This window comes from Cupriavidus pauculus (assembly GCF_008801835.1).
Lineage (GTDB): Bacteria > Pseudomonadota > Gammaproteobacteria > Burkholderiales > Burkholderiaceae > Cupriavidus > Cupriavidus pauculus.
This window is the reverse complement of sequence record NZ_VZOW01000005.1, coordinates 104,057-117,636: the sequence shown is the minus strand read 5'-3', so window position 1 is coordinate 117,636 and position 13,580 is coordinate 104,057. Positions and strand designations below refer to the sequence as shown.

Here is a 13,580-nt window from a genome sequence, read left to right as displayed (position 1 = left end):
GTCCGTGACGCGCAGGTTACGGCATCACAAAATCCCAGCGAATCCCCACGCGCTCAAGCAGCTTGTCGATGTGCCAGCCATGCGCGTCGATCATCAGTTCGTCACCGGCACCGGTAACGTAATGATGTCCGGACGCCAAGCCGGGGTTGTCGGCGGGATTGAACACCAGTTCCAATCCGTACTCGCAGGTCAGCGTCCAGTATCCGCCCGCGTTCATGGTGAAGCGGCTGCCCTTGGCGCCGCAGTTGCGCTTGTAGCCGCGGAACGTCGCCGTCACTGTCTCGCCGGTCTCGGCATCCTGCACGCGGCTATGCAGCATGGAGGGCTCGGACGAGTACGACCAGACGCCGGTGGTAGGCCCTTGGCGCGAGTCGAGCGTCGTGAAATAGATACTCGAGTTGGGCAGGTTGTAGGGGCGATAGAACGGTGTATCGATCCCTGCGGTAACGAAGATCGGCATCTGCAACGATGCGTGCACGGTCACCTCGTCTACCAGTTCGCCGTTATCGCGCAACACGTTCAGCTTGACGCCTTCCGTCGTGGCATAGCTGCCGCTCGGCAGGCCGGCGTTGTCCTCGGCGGTGGCCCAGAGCACAAGCCGTTGGAGGTTGCTGGTGATCTTTCCGGGAGGCACACCGCGATAGTTCGCCGGCATTGAGAGAATCCCGTTGGGCGCGTTTACGGTCTTGGCCGCACGTACCACGACGGTATGTATCATGCCGTCCGGCCCGATCATCGGCACGGTCAGACGCATCGGCTGGCCGTTGGCGTCGCCGACAGCGGTCGTTGGCCCCACCGTCGCATCCTGCGCGACGAAGTGCAACGATGTCGCGTCGGACGGATACCAAGCCACGTCGACGGTCTGGCGCCCACAGCTCTTGGACATGCAGATGGCCGACAGCGTCACCTGCTGATGCTGCAACAACGTGCTGGGATTGACCTCGACGACCTCGGGCAACGCCGTGCCGCTGTCGATCGCGCGCGTGAACAGCGCCGTGTTGCCCGTTGGCGTGATCATCGGATAAGGCTGGGCCGCTTCCCATAGCGTCATCTCGACGGGCCGCTCGTCGAGCGGCACATTGATGGAGAATTGCGCGAGCGCCTTGGGATTGGTGATTTCCGCCTGCTGGATCAGCGCGTACTCATGCCGGCCGCCCGCATAAGTCACGTCGAGGTAGTATTTGGCACCGTTGTACTTTTGCGGCAAGCCGGCCTTGAACGGATCCGGCGCCACAAACGTGTTGCCGCTGGCGGCATAGATTGGCGGGTAGATCTGGCGTGCATCGGGCGAAGTCGCCGCCGCCAGTGTGCCCATCAGCGTGGCCACCGGCACATTGGTCCGTTGCGGCGCCTGCATATCGGCTTCCGGGATCGCGGCGGGCATGTACTGCCGCGCATTGTCGTCCCACTTATAGACGCCCGTGACGCCGTCCTGCTCGAGAATGGTCGGCGTGCTGCGCATCCAGCGCTGCGCCTTGCGGGCGTGGTAACCCGAATACGGCGACGAGCAGCTTGGCGTATTCGACTCGTTGTCGTAGCTCATCGGATCGTTCCTGCTGACCAGCGAATCCGCCGAAGCCGGATAGGAAAATCCCTTCGAAACCCGATACCAGGTGCGATACATGCCCCGCACCGTGTCGTAAGGCAGCGGTTGCGTCGGCAGCAAGGCAGCGTCCTTGGGATACTCGTCGGCAATTCCCCAGCTTTGCGCGTTACCTGCAAAGAAATGCGAAAGGGAAAGCGAATGTCCCACTTCGTGGTCGAAGAGATAGCTGCAATCGGTGTTCCAGTAGATTGCCGACCAGCCGGTCCAGCCGCCTGCCGCGCTATAGTCGTTCAGGTCCTTGTAGACGCCGGCGCTGTTGAGAAACTGCCCTTGCGCGACATAGCTGCCAAAGCTGTATGGAGAAGAGTCGCCATATTCGCTGGTTCGCAGGCCGCGACCGGTATTGGCCTTGTTGACCAGCACCGCCACCTGTTTCAACGCCTGGCTGTAAAGCAGGCCGCCGCCCGCGCTGGCATGGGCGGCTTGCGATGTCGCGCGAATTGGAGCGCCGTCCGCTGGCGCGAAGACCAGGTAACCCCAGCGCGCTTCCGTATAGTCGACGGCGCGCAGCGCGCCGACCGGCAGCACACCGTAGTAGTCGGTGGCACGCTTGGGAAGCGGACCGGTGTCGAGGCTATGGCTGTCCTCGCCCCAGAGCAATACTTTCAGACGTGCAAACGTGAACGGCAGATGCGGCGCCAGCGCCGGCAGCGACGCCGTCGCGCGCCACGCGTCGATTTGCCGCGCTGATTCGCGCGCTTCATCGTAGCCGACTGTCAAGGCCACGCCCCGCCGGATCCAGCCGGCCGGCATCTGCACGGTCCACGCCTTGGAGTTGTACGACGGCAGGCGGGTGACGCTGAGCCGGTCTTCGGCGAAGAACGGCTGCGACGACGGCCCGGCCATATACATCCGGCCCAGCGACACGCCGTTGAGCATGGCTTCCACAAACACGTTACGGTCTTCCGGAATTGCGGTGACCGGCGTGAATTGCAGTAGCGTGCCGCGTCCCTCGACCAGATCCGGTGCACTGCGCGTGTCGTTCTCGCCAATGATGTGTGTCTGGCCGAATTCGAACGCGCCGCTCAGCATGCGCGTTTCGATCACGGGGTCTACGACGGGGGGGTCATCGGGTACGCCCGGTGTATCGGGGTTGACTGGCACATCCGGGATCGCCGGGGTGTCGGGGGAACTGGGCGATGGGACATACGGCGTGTCGGGAACGGCCGGCAACGCTGTTGCGCTGCCGCCATCGCCGCCGCCGCATCCGGCAGCCAGTGCGCCGAGCGCACAGAACATCAGTGTGACCAAACGGCGTCTTGCGGGGGGCGTACTCTTCATGATCTGCAGCTTCGAAAATTGGAAGATTCTTGAGAAGCTGCGATGCCGGGGATCGGGACAACGCAGCAATAGATATGCTTGCGCAGTCGGCCTGTGGTTGACATCGGAACTCAGCGAATTGGCTCCGGCCGCGAGCTGAAGTTGGAAGCGCGTGCCCCGACGCCGGGCGCATCAACCGATGACTCGTCGGCCGACAATCATCGTTTCCCCAAACTGCGCGCTATCAGGTTTGCGACCACACGCCGGGCTATTCCCGGTGCGACGTCCGCGCAGGTACCATCGTCGTTTCACTAACTTGCCGACACCATCGGGAAGCCGGCCAGCCAGGAGGAGCGTTTCGTGGACAGACTGCAGGCGATGAAAACCTTCGTGGCCGTAGTGGAGGGCGGCGGCTTCACGCCGGCGGCGCGCAAGCTCGATGTATCGCTGAGCGTGGTAAGCCGGGTCGTGACCGAACTTGAGACGCACCTGGGCGTTCGGTTGCTGACGCGCACCACGCGCGTCGTCAGGCCCACCGCAACCGGCATGGCGTACTACGAAGACTGCCGCCGCATCCTTGGCGAGATCGACGATGCGGAACTTGCGGCCACCGGCGCGCATGCCGCGCCGCGCGGTCGCCTGACCATCACGGCTTCGGTGCTGTTCGGACGCAGGTTCGTCACGCCGGTGGTGGTCGAATACCTGCGGCGCTACCCGCAAGTCGACGTCGACTGCCTGTTTATCGACCGCGTGGTCAATTTCGTCGACGAAGGGATCGACGTCGGCGTGCGCATCGGGGAGTTGCCCAGTTCGTCGCTGCAGGCCATCCCGGTCGGCCAGGTTCGGCGCGTGGTCTGCGCCGCGCCGCAGTACCTGGCGCAGCACGGCGCGCCTGCGTCGCCTGACCAACTGGTCGAACACAGCGTGATCCAGACCACCGGCATCTCCACGTTGCCCGAATGGCGCTTCATGCGCGACGGCGAGCCGCATCCCGTCCGCCTGATGCCGCGCATGGCTACCACCACCAACGATTCGGCGATCGCGGCGGCAGTCGACGGCTTTGGGCTGGCGCGCGTGCTGTCGTACCAGATCGCCGATGAACTGCGCGACGGCCGGCTGCAACTGGTGCTCGAGCCGTTCGAGCCCACGCCGCTGCCGATCCACGTGATCCATCGCGAGGGCCGCCACGCCATGCATCGGGTGCGCGCCTTTATCGATCTGGCGGTGGAGACGCTGCGCGGCACGTCGTCGCTTAACCCCGCCGGCTGATTCTTCTCGATTTCACAATAGTCACTTGGGCTACGGGCCGTTTTTCGCGCCAATCGGTGCGCCTATAGTCGATCCGTGACGCGCATCTGCGTGAAAATCCGCAACAATCGACCCAGGACACCGATCATGAAACTGTACGGCCACCCGCTCTCCGGCCATTCCCATCGCGCCCGGCTTTTCCTTTCGCTGCTAAACCAGCCCGCCGAGCTGATCGACGTTGACCTGCTGGAGCGCCAGCACAAGACGCCCGAGTTTCTGCAATTGAATCCATTCGGCCAGGTGCCGGTACTGGTCGACGACGAGACCGTGGTGTGCGATTCGAACGCGATCCTGGTCTATCTGAGCAGAAAGCTGGGCCGCAAGGACTGGCTGCCAGAGGGCGCGGCGCAGGAGGCTGCCGTGCAGCGCTGGCTATCGGTGGCGGCCGGCGATATCGCGTCCGGCCCCGCCACCGCGCGGCTGGCGACGGTATTCGGCGCACCGGTCGACAGTCAGGCGGCTATCGACCGCGCGCATGTCGTGCTCAGGCGCATGGACGACGCGCTGGCGAGCCGGCCGTGGTTCGCCGCCGACCATCCGACCATCGCCGACGTGGCGCTCTACAGCTACACCGCGCGCGCACCGGAGGGTTTCGTCGATCTGAACGACTACGCCCACGTGCGTGCCTGGCTGGCGCGCGTGGAAGCGCTGCCGGGCTTCGTGCCGTTCCAGAAAAGCGCAGCCGGACTGGAAGGCTGAACATCGCAACCGATCAGCGGGAGATCAACATGACAACGCAGCCGATAGCCGATATCGAAAGCCTGGCAGGCACGCCGTGGCATACCGGTGAACGGCTGCTACAGGCGCGCGCCGGTGTGGCAGAACGCCTGGCGGAAATTGGCGCGCGTGTGGTGCGGGACTATATGCCTGACCAGCATCGTGACTTCTTCGCGCAGTTGCCGTTCGTGGTAGTGGGCGCCGTGGCGCCCGATGGACGGCCATGGGCTACGGTGCGCGGCGGACATCCCGGGTTCATGCACTCGCCCGATCCGCGCCGGCTCGATGTGGTGGTCCCACGCGACGCCGACGATCCGGCCGAAGCCGGCATGGACGACGGCAACGCGATTGCGCTGCTCGGCATCGAGCCGATGACGCGGCGACGCAATCGCATGAATGGCGTGCTTCATCGCTCCGACGCGCAAAAGTTTGAGGTATCGGTGGTGCAAAGCTTCGGCAACTGTCCTCAGTACATCCAGAAGCGCGACCCGGTAATGACGCGCGATCCGGCCCAACCAAGCGGTGTGCCGACGCAAGCGATGACCGCGTTGGATCAGCGCGCCCGCACGCTGATCGCGCATGCCGATTCGTTCTTCGTGACGACGTATGTCGATCTGGGCGATGGACAGCGCCAGGTCGATGTGTCGCATCGCGGCGGCAAGCCCGGTTTCGTGCGCGTCGATAGCGATGGCGGTCTGACGATTCCCGATTTTCCGGGCAACACGTTTTTCAACACGCTCGGCAACATGATGGTCAACCCGGTGGCCGGGCTGGTGTTCGTCAGCTATCCGACTGGCGACCTGCTGCAGATGACGGGCCGCGCCGAAGTCATCACCGATTCACCGGAGATTGCGCGCTTCGACGGCGCGCAACGGCTGTGGCGATTCCTGCCCGAACGGATCGTGCGGCGCGACCGGGCGCTGCCGCTACGCCTGGACTTCGTGCCCGGCGGCGCATCGCCGCAGGCGCTCAACACCGGCAGTTGGCAATAGGCAGGGACCGGGAAGCGACGCAAGAGGTTGGCGCGAGGGGCTCTCGCCGGCGGGGCCGATTCCAGGGCCAACATTCGGGCCAATGTTCGGGCCGACATTGGAGCCCATAAGAATGCCGACGCAAGCGGGGCCGGCTGTGCCACAATCGCGCCAGTTTTTTGGCCCGACCGGATGCCGATCATGTCCCTGGAAGCCCTGCAGAATATCAACCCGCAATCGCTGCTCGATACCGCCATCAGCCTGACCGCCGCGTTCATCCTGGGCGGCATGATCGGCTTCGAGCGCCAGTATCGCCAACGCACCGCAGGCCTGCGCACCAATGTGCTGGTGGCGGTTGGCGCGGCCATCTTTGTCGATCTGGCCAACCATATCGCGGCGCACGATGGCGCGGTGCGCGTCATCGCCTATGTGGTGTCCGGTATCGGTTTTCTGGGCGCGGGCGTCATCATGCGCGAGGAAGGCAACGTGCGCGGCCTCAATACCGCTGCCACGCTGTGGTGTTCGGCGGCGGTGGGCGCCTGCGCGGGCGCGGACATGATCGTCGAGGCCGGGATCGGCGCGCTGTTCATTCTGGCGGCCAACACATTGCTGCGCCCCGTGGTGGACCGCATCAACCGCCAGCCGCTGGACACCACCGCGGTGGAAGTCACGCACACCGTGCATGTGATCACATCGCGCGACTACCAAAAGACCGCGATGCGCTTGCTGGAAGAGGCGCTGGAGGCCGCCGAGTATCCCACGCGCGACCTGGAAGTGCGCGCATTCGGCGAGCAGGATGTGGAAATCGAGGCGGCGCTGGCCGCCACCTCAGTCGATGGCGATGCACTCGACAAGATCGTGGCGCGGCTGGGCGGCACCAGCGTGGTCAGCCAGGCGTTCTGGAGTGCCAGCACCACGGAATGACGGCGCGGCGCGATGACTTGCGCAGGCACCCGGGTCGGGCCGCGCCTGCGCGCCGACTCAGCCTTGCTGCAGGTCGCGCACTGCGCCCACGGCGAACTGGCCCAGCATGCGCAGCGCGGTGATCTCGTTCGCCGTCCACGCATCAATATCGGCCAGATAGTTGAAGGTGCCGATCACCTTGCCGCCATGACACAGCGGCACGTTGACCACGCCGTTCAAGCGCAGCGCGCGGATCGTGGCGATATCGTCGAACACCGCAGCCAGCGCGTCGTCGCCCTCGCCCACGAACACTTCGCCGCGCACCAGCAACTGGCGCGTCCAGGCAGTATCGCCCTTGCGCTTTTTGCCGCCCACGGGATAGGCGGCGGGGTCGGACGACCAGAGCCGTTCGATTTCGCCAGTCCGCGCGTGCCAGGCGTTGATCGTCAGCAGGCCCTGTCCGACGATGTCGAGCGTGGCCTGCCCGATCGCATCCATTGCAACCCGCGGCGTGGCGGCATCGCGCAGGCGATCGAACAGCACATGCAGATGCGTTTGCCAGTGGCCGAGCGTATCGACGCTTGCCATCATTCCCCCTTAATGCCGAGGTCCTTGATCAGCTTGCCGTAGCGGTCCGCGTCGCGACGGAGGATCTTGCCGAACTCCTGCGGCGTCGACGTCGCCGTTTCCACGCCGATCGAATCCATCTTGGCCTTCACCTCGGGCAGCGACATCACGCGGTTGATCTCCTTGTTCAGGCGCGCAACGAGATCAGCCGGCATGTTCTTCGGGCCGAACGCGCCATACCAGACGGACAATTCGTAGCCCGGGATCGTCTCGCCCACCGTCGGCACGTTTGGCAGCAATGGCGACCGCCTGGCTTCGGTCACGGCCAGCAGCTTGAGCTTGTTGGCCTTCACGTGCGGCAGCGTCTGCGTGCCGGCCGAAAACAGCAGTTGGGTCTGCCCGGCCACGGTATCGACCACCGCCGGCGCGCCGCCCTTGTACGGGACGTGCAGCATTTCCACGCCAGCCATCTTTTCGAACAGCACCGCGCTCAAATGGTTGGTCGATCCGGGACCCGCGCTGGCATAGGCCAGCTTGCCCGGATTGGCCTTGGCGTAGGCGATCAGTTCCTTGACGTTGTTGGCCGGGACCGACGGGTTCACCACCATCGTGTTGGTCACATAGGCCAGAAGGCCGAGCGGCGTGAAATCGTCGACGCCCTTAAACGGCATGTTGGCCATTAGCGCCGGATTCATCGCGTGCGTGCTCATCGAGCCGACCAGCAGCGTATAGCCGTCCGGCTGCGCGCGCGCCACCATGGCCGAGCCGATATTGCCCGATGCGCCGGGCTTGTTATCGACGATCACGGGCTGGCCCAGCGCTTTCGTCAGGTGTTCCGACAGCACGCGGGCGAGGATATCGGTGGAACCGCCCGCCGCCCACGGCACGATCAACGTGACGGGCTTGGTGGGATACGCATCGGCTGCGCCAGCCACGCTGGCGAACGACATGGCCAGTGCGGCGGCGCCGCACAGCAGGCTTTTCACTACGGCTCTCATCTTGCTTACTCCCCTTCTGTCTTCGAATAACAACGGCGTGCCCCGATTTCGTCCCGAATCCGCAATGCAGCGCTCAGCGGCCCACCGCGTAACCCTGCATGCCGCGCGCATTGGCACCGGCGCGCAGCACCAGCCGGCCCTTGCCGTCTCGCTCGCGCGTGCATGCCGACATGCGCCCTTCGGACCAGTCATCGCCTACGCGAACTTCGTGCCCGCGCGCGCGCAGCGCATCGATCGTCGCGGCGGGCATGCGCGATTCCACGGTGATGCGGTTCAGCGTGGTCTGGCGCGGCCAGAACGATTGCGGGAAGTGGTCGACATGCCAGGCCGGCGCGTCGATGGCTTCCTGCAGGTTCATGCCGTGCACGGCGTGGCGCATGAAAAACGCCAGCGACCATTGGTCCTGCTGATCGCCGCCGGGCGTGCCGAACACCATGTACGGCTCGCCATCGCGCATGCACAGCGATGGCGACAACGTGGTGCATGGGCGCTTGCCCGGTGCCAGCGTGTTGGGCAGGCCCGGTTCCAGCCAGGCCATTTGCAGGCGAGTGTTCAGTGCGAAGCCAAGCGCGGGAATCGTCGGGCTGGACGACAGCCAGCCGCCCGACGGCGTGGCCGCGACCATATTGCCGTGGCGGTCGATCACGTCGATATGGCAGGTGTCGCCGACGAATACTTCGCGCTCGGCCCATTCGCTGACCGGCGGCAGCGCCGCGAACGTCGGCTCACCGATGCCGAAGCGCGTATCGGCCGCGGCCAGCGTGCGCTCGGCGACAGCCAGGTCGGGCATGCGCGGCGCAACGCCCTTGAGCGCGCCCGGCTGCATCGTCGTGGCCGCGCGGTCGCCGATCAACGCCGCGCGCGCGGCCAGGTAATGCGGATTGAGCAGCGCGCACAGCTGGCTTTCCACAAAGCGCGGATCGCCGTACCACGCGGCGCGGTCGGCCATCGCCAGCTTGGCCGCTTCGGCAATCTTGTGGACGAATTCGACCGAGGTTGGCGCATGCGCGTCCAGCCCCGCGTGGCGCAGCATGCCAAGCTGCTGCAGGAATACCGGGCCCTGGCTCCAGATGTCGCACTTGGCCACGGCATAGCGGCCGAACTCGAGCGAAACGGGCGCTTCCACCACAGGCGTCCAGTTGGCCATGTCGTCGTAGCGCAGCAGACCGGTGTGCTTTTCGCCGGTGGTATCGCGCACAGGCGTGTTGCGGCAGTAATCGTCGATGGCCTCGGCCACGAAGCCGCGATACCAGCAATCCATGGCGGCATCGATCTGGCCTTCGCGGCTGTCGCTTTTTGCCACGGCGGTCTCGACCACGCGGGTGTACGTGTCGGCCAGCACCGGCAGTGTATGGAGCGCGCCGGGGCGCGGCACCCTGCCATCGGGCAACCATGTTTCGGCCGAGCTGTGCCATTCGTCGCGGAACAGCGCCTGCACGGCCAGGATCGCCTGCGAGATGCGCGGCACCAGCGGAAAACCGTTGCGCGCGTAGCCGATGGCCGGCGCGAGCACGTCGGCCAGATGCCACGTGCCGTGATCGCGCAGCATCGTCAGCCACGCGCCAAACGCGCCGGGCACGGTGGCCGGCATCAGGCCGATGCCGGGCATCATTTCCAGGCCCATGGCGCGCAATGCGTCGGGGTCCGCCAGCGCCGGCGCCGGGCCTTGCCCGCACACCGAGCGCGCGGCGCGATCGCGTTCGCTCCAAAACAGGATCGGCACTTCACCGCCCGGCCCGTTCAGATGCGGCTCCACCACCTGCAAGACGAATCCCGCCGCCGCCGCCGCATCGAATGCGTTGCCGCCGCGTTCCAGCACGCCCATGGCGGTTTGCGTAGCCAGCCAGTGCGTGGAAGCGGCGACGCCAAAGGTGCCGACGATCTCGGGCCGTGTCGTAAACATGGGTCAATGACTCCTGTTGCATGCATTTGCCTGTGGCGTCGAGTATAGGCAGATGAAATAACTTTCTGGATCGAATTACTTATCGTTGTATTACCATCCGGTTATATCGCTTTCGCCCGCCCTGCTCCGATGCCTATCGCCGCCGACAAACTGCTGCACCAGATCGTGTCCCGCCTGCGTTTGCGTCATTTGCCGCTGTTGCTGGCGCTGGAGCGGCAACGGTCCATCTCGCGCGTTGCGGCGGAAATGAACCTGTCGCAGCCCGCCGTCACCAAGGCGCTGCGCGAGATCGAGGACATCTTCATGACGCCGCTGTTTACGCGCACGCGCAACGGCCTGGAGCCGACCGCCACCGGCGCGGCGGTGCTGAGCCACGCGCGCATGACGATGGCCGATACGGAAGCGCTCGGGCGCCAGCTCGGCGTCATCGAGGCGGGCGGGCGCGGACGCTTGCGGATCGGCGTGATTCCGTACACCGCGCGCGCGGTGCTGGACGCCGCGCTGGCATACGGGCTCGATCAATCGCCGCGCGTGGCGGTGGTGGTGCGCGAAGGCACCACCGATGAACTGGTCACGGCGCTACGCCAGCACGAGATCGATTGCGCCATCGCGCGGTCGTTTTACCTGGCGGGCGAAGATATCGTGCAGCAACCGCTGTATCGCGAGGAGCCGGTGCTGGTGGTGCCGTCGCGCGCCGCGGCGCGGCTTTCGCGCGGCAAACTGGACTGGAAACGGCTGGCCCTGCTGGACTGGATTCTGCCGCCGCCGCACACGCCGGTCCGCCGCACGATCAATACGATGTTTGCGCTGGCCGGCGTGGCGCCGCCGCTGCCGATCGTGGAAACCTATTCGATCAAGCCGATGGCCACGCTGCTGCGCAGCCAGCCCGACGCAATCACCATCGTGCCGCGCGCCGTGGCCGCGGAACTGGTCGAGCTAGGCGACGCCGCCACGCTGCCGTTTTCGCTCAGTTGGGATTTGCCGCCGGTAGGCGTGATGTGGCGGCGCGGCACCGAAGAGAACGAACTGGTGACGGCGCTGGTGGCGGCATTGCGCGTGGCGGTGGGATAGGACGTCGCGCATTCGACGTGCCCCGTTCGCCCGCGTGACCGCAGGCGATTAGCCGGTTCAAACATCCACAAGAAAACTCGACCGATATGAAGACAGTCGCGCTTTACCTGCTGACCGCGCTTGCCGAGATCCTTGGCTGCTATTTGCCTTACCTGTGGCTGCGCCAGGGCGCCAGCCCGTGGCTACTGCTGCCCGGCGCCGCGTCGCTGGCCATCTTTGCTTGGCTGCTGACATTGCACCCGGACGCCTCCGGCCGCGTCTACGCCGCATACGGCGGCATCTATATCGCCGTGGCGATCGTCTGGCTGTGGCTGGTGGACGGTGTGCGGCCCAGCGTCTGGGATATGACAGGTGTCACAATCGCCGTCGCCGGCATGGCCGTGATCGTGTTCCAGCCGCGCTGAGGCGAAGATTAAGGGCGGATTAACAGTCACATATTCTGACAAAAACCGTCACTATGTGGATCTTGCGCCCTACCCTACCAATGTGGGGTGACAAATTTTTGCAGATACATTCCGTTACATGTGACAAGAAATCTCACATTTCTCTGCTTTTTGCCCATTCCGTACGCTGGCACACCGATTGCTCTATATGCCCCGACAGCGCAGTTGCTGTTCCAACAAATTCAAGGGGTCAATTCCATGAAAAAAGCACGGATCGGAATCCAACGGGTACAAAAGGGCTTCACGCTGATCGAACTGATGATCGTGGTCGCGATCATCGGTATCCTGGCTGCGATTGCGATTCCGCAATATCAGTCGTATGTGGCCAAGTCGCAGGTGAATCGCGTGATCGGTGAGCTTTCGGCTCTGCGCACTGCTGCTGAGACCTGTCTTAACGAAGGGCGCACCGTAATTACGGACGGTGTGCCGGCAAACGCAACTGACTGCAACCCGGGGCGCACTCAGTCGACGTTGCTTGATGGTGCAGTCAATACGAATCAGTTGCCGACGATTGTTCTTGCAGCCGCTGCATCGACGATCTCTGGCCAATTGGGGGGTCTGCCTCGGGTTCGGTGGCAGGGGCCACTGTGACGTGGTCCCGCTCGAGCACGGGCTCGTGGACCTGCGGAGTGACTGGAGGGGTTGCGGCTAACGGCTGGAATAACTCCTTCGCACCGGCTAGCTGCCCCGCGTCGTAATGCAAACCTAAGCAAGCTAAAAAGCCCTGGACTTTCCCCAGGGCTTTTTTCTTTTCCTCACCGCCTGAAGCAGTTCAGGCGCGTCAAGCGCCTTACCCCGCCTCCCCCCGCATCCCGATCTCCTCGATCAGCTTTCCATAACGCGCATTGTCGGCCGCCACCATCTGCGTGAACTGGCCCGGCGATTGGCTCTTGCGAATTTCTCCCGCGTTGGCCTTCATCGTTGCATCAAGCTTGCCGCTGGCTTGCAGTGCCGCCACCGCATCGAACAGCTTCTTGGTCAGCGCCGCAGGCAACCCGGCCGGTGCAAACAGGCCGCTCCAGTTATCGAGTACAAAGCCCGGCGACAGCGATTCCGCCAGCGTCGGCACATCGGGGAAATAGATCGAACGCGCCGCCGATGACACAGCCAGCGGCCGGATCTGGCCGTTGCGCAGGAACGGCGCCGCCGTGGACAGCACCGGCATGCCGAATTGCGTCTGGCCGCTCAGCATCGCCGTCACGATCTCGCTCGCGCCCTTGTAGGGGATATGCACGGCTTTCGTGTGTGTCTGGTGCAGCAGCGTCTCCACGGCCAGATGCGATACGCTGCCCTTGCCGCCCGATCCATAGTTCAGGCCATCGGGCTGCTTGCGCATCGCATCGACCAGATCGCGCGCGGTCTTGAAAGGCGACGACGCGGGCACGGCCAGCACCACCGGTCCGCCGGACAGCGCGGAAATCGCCGTGAAATCCTTGGCGGCGTCGTACGGCTGGTCGCGATACAGATGCACGTTGATGACATGCTGATTGGCCAGCACGCCGAGCGTGTAGCCATCGGGCTGGGCGCGCTTCAATGCGCGTGCGCCGATGATGCCGCCCGCGCCGCCGATGTTCTCCACCACCAGCGGTTGGCCCAGCACTGGCGCCAGCTCAGCTGAAATGGTGCGCGCCATCGAATCCGGCGCGGTGCCGGCGATAAAAGGCACGATCAGGCGGATCGGACGCGACGGATAGGGGGCGGCAGCCATGGCCAGGCGGCCTGTCATGCCATTCAATGCTGCGGCGCCGGCCGCAGCGCCCGCGGTGGCAAGCCACTGTCGACGATTCATGTTTGTCTCCTGTCGTTGGGCGCGCCGTCTGGGCGGCGTCGCCG

13 protein-coding genes and 1 pseudogene are annotated in these 13,580 nt (G+C 64.8%); 9 read left to right on the top strand and 5 right to left on the bottom strand.

What is annotated here, in order from left to right:
- Positions 1–16: 16 nt before the first annotated feature.
- Positions 17–2,887, bottom strand: coding sequence for a TagA domain-containing protein (locus F7R19_RS08160; RefSeq protein ID WP_150979924.1), 2,871 nt, complete (start codon positions 2,885–2,887; stop codon positions 17–19).
- Positions 2,888–3,226: 339 nt separating this feature from the next.
- On the opposite strand from F7R19_RS08160, the gene F7R19_RS08155 reads away from it, so the two are divergent.
- The 4 genes from F7R19_RS08155 to F7R19_RS08140 all read left to right on the top strand — a co-directional run bounded on the left by F7R19_RS08155 (position 3,227) and on the right by F7R19_RS08140 (position 6,786).
- Complete coding sequence (locus F7R19_RS08155; protein ID WP_150979923.1) at positions 3,227–4,135, top strand: LysR family transcriptional regulator; 909 nt, start codon at positions 3,227–3,229, stop codon at positions 4,133–4,135.
- 126 nt (positions 4,136–4,261) lie between these two features.
- Positions 4,262–4,873 carry a glutathione S-transferase family protein gene (locus F7R19_RS08150; RefSeq protein WP_150979922.1) on the top strand — a complete coding sequence of 204 codons (612 nt, stop codon included), beginning with the start codon at positions 4,262–4,264 and terminating at the stop codon, positions 4,871–4,873.
- A 29-nt stretch (positions 4,874–4,902) separates the two neighbouring features.
- Positions 4,903–5,883: a pyridoxamine 5'-phosphate oxidase family protein gene (locus F7R19_RS08145; protein WP_150979921.1), complete on the top strand. Its 981-nt coding sequence runs from the start codon at positions 4,903–4,905 to the stop codon at positions 5,881–5,883.
- 180 nt (positions 5,884–6,063) lie between these two features.
- Entirely contained in the window at positions 6,064–6,786 is a 723-nt protein-coding gene (locus F7R19_RS08140; protein ID WP_200899047.1) for an MgtC/SapB family protein, read from the top strand.
- Between the two features lie 57 nt (positions 6,787–6,843).
- Here F7R19_RS08140 and F7R19_RS08135 read toward each other — a convergent pair whose 3' ends face one another.
- From F7R19_RS08135 to F7R19_RS08125, 3 genes are all read right to left on the bottom strand, one after another.
- Entirely contained in the window at positions 6,844–7,356 is a 513-nt protein-coding gene (locus F7R19_RS08135; protein WP_150979920.1) for a GAF domain-containing protein, read from the bottom strand.
- The gene (locus F7R19_RS08130) at positions 7,353–8,330 is read right to left on the bottom strand and encodes a Bug family tripartite tricarboxylate transporter substrate binding protein (RefSeq protein WP_150979919.1); all 978 of its coding nucleotides are present in this window, start codon (positions 8,328–8,330) and stop codon (positions 7,353–7,355) included. The genes F7R19_RS08135 and F7R19_RS08130 overlap by 4 nt, the downstream gene beginning before the upstream one ends.
- 73 nt (positions 8,331–8,403) lie before the next feature.
- Positions 8,404–10,233, bottom strand: coding sequence for a gamma-glutamyltransferase family protein (locus tag F7R19_RS08125; protein ID WP_150979918.1), 1,830 nt, complete (start codon positions 10,231–10,233; stop codon positions 8,404–8,406).
- A 129-nt stretch (positions 10,234–10,362) separates the two neighbouring features.
- Between F7R19_RS08125 and F7R19_RS08120 the strand changes: the two genes are divergently transcribed.
- The 5 genes and pseudogenes from F7R19_RS08120 to F7R19_RS30600 all read left to right on the top strand — a co-directional run bounded on the left by F7R19_RS08120 (position 10,363) and on the right by F7R19_RS30600 (position 12,445).
- Positions 10,363–11,304, top strand: coding sequence for a LysR substrate-binding domain-containing protein (locus tag F7R19_RS08120; protein WP_061958140.1), 942 nt, complete (start codon positions 10,363–10,365; stop codon positions 11,302–11,304).
- 86 nt (positions 11,305–11,390) lie between these two features.
- Entirely contained in the window at positions 11,391–11,708 is a 318-nt protein-coding gene (locus tag F7R19_RS08115) for a YnfA family protein (protein WP_061958139.1), read from the top strand.
- A 237-nt stretch (positions 11,709–11,945) separates the two neighbouring features.
- A pseudogene (locus F7R19_RS30115) lies at positions 11,946–12,081 on the top strand (prepilin-type N-terminal cleavage/methylation domain-containing protein); the annotation flags it as partial.
- Positions 12,069–12,338, top strand: coding sequence for a pilin (locus F7R19_RS08110; protein WP_282959926.1), 270 nt, complete (start codon positions 12,069–12,071; stop codon positions 12,336–12,338). The pseudogene F7R19_RS30115 and the gene F7R19_RS08110, both read left to right, overlap by 13 nt.
- Entirely contained in the window at positions 12,320–12,445 is a 126-nt protein-coding gene (locus F7R19_RS30600) for a pilin (RefSeq protein ID WP_407648889.1), read from the top strand. Before F7R19_RS08110 ends, F7R19_RS30600 begins: the two co-directional genes overlap by 19 nt.
- A gap of 92 nt (positions 12,446–12,537) precedes the next feature.
- Here the strand turns inward: F7R19_RS30600 and F7R19_RS08100 are convergent, their stop codons facing one another.
- On the bottom strand, positions 12,538–13,536 hold the full coding sequence (locus F7R19_RS08100; protein WP_150979917.1) for a tripartite tricarboxylate transporter substrate-binding protein: 999 nt from the start codon (positions 13,534–13,536) through the stop codon (positions 12,538–12,540).
- Positions 13,537–13,580: the final 44 nt, after the last annotated feature.

Excerpts from the sequence above, each read along its gene's own strand:
- F7R19_RS08140 (WP_200899047.1), top strand. The coding sequence starts at position 6,064 with ATGTCCCTGGAAGCCCTGCAGAATATCAACCCGCAATCGCTGCTCGAT.
- F7R19_RS08125 (WP_150979918.1), bottom strand. The coding sequence starts at position 10,233 with ATGTTTACGACACGGCCCGAGATCGTCGGCACCTTTGGCGTCGCCGCT.
- F7R19_RS08130 (WP_150979919.1), bottom strand. The coding sequence starts at position 8,330 with ATGAGAGCCGTAGTGAAAAGCCTGCTGTGCGGCGCCGCCGCACTGGCC.
- F7R19_RS08150 (WP_150979922.1), top strand. The coding sequence starts at position 4,262 with ATGAAACTGTACGGCCACCCGCTCTCCGGCCATTCCCATCGCGCCCGG.
- F7R19_RS08160 (WP_150979924.1), bottom strand. The coding sequence starts at position 2,887 with ATGAAGAGTACGCCCCCCGCAAGACGCCGTTTGGTCACACTGATGTTC.
- F7R19_RS08100 (WP_150979917.1), bottom strand. The coding sequence starts at position 13,536 with ATGAATCGTCGACAGTGGCTTGCCACCGCGGGCGCTGCGGCCGGCGCC.
- F7R19_RS08115 (WP_061958139.1), top strand. The coding sequence starts at position 11,391 with ATGAAGACAGTCGCGCTTTACCTGCTGACCGCGCTTGCCGAGATCCTT.
- F7R19_RS08135 (WP_150979920.1), bottom strand. The coding sequence starts at position 7,356 with ATGATGGCAAGCGTCGATACGCTCGGCCACTGGCAAACGCATCTGCAT.
- F7R19_RS08120 (WP_061958140.1), top strand. The coding sequence starts at position 10,363 with ATGCCTATCGCCGCCGACAAACTGCTGCACCAGATCGTGTCCCGCCTG.
- F7R19_RS08145 (WP_150979921.1), top strand. The coding sequence starts at position 4,903 with ATGACAACGCAGCCGATAGCCGATATCGAAAGCCTGGCAGGCACGCCG.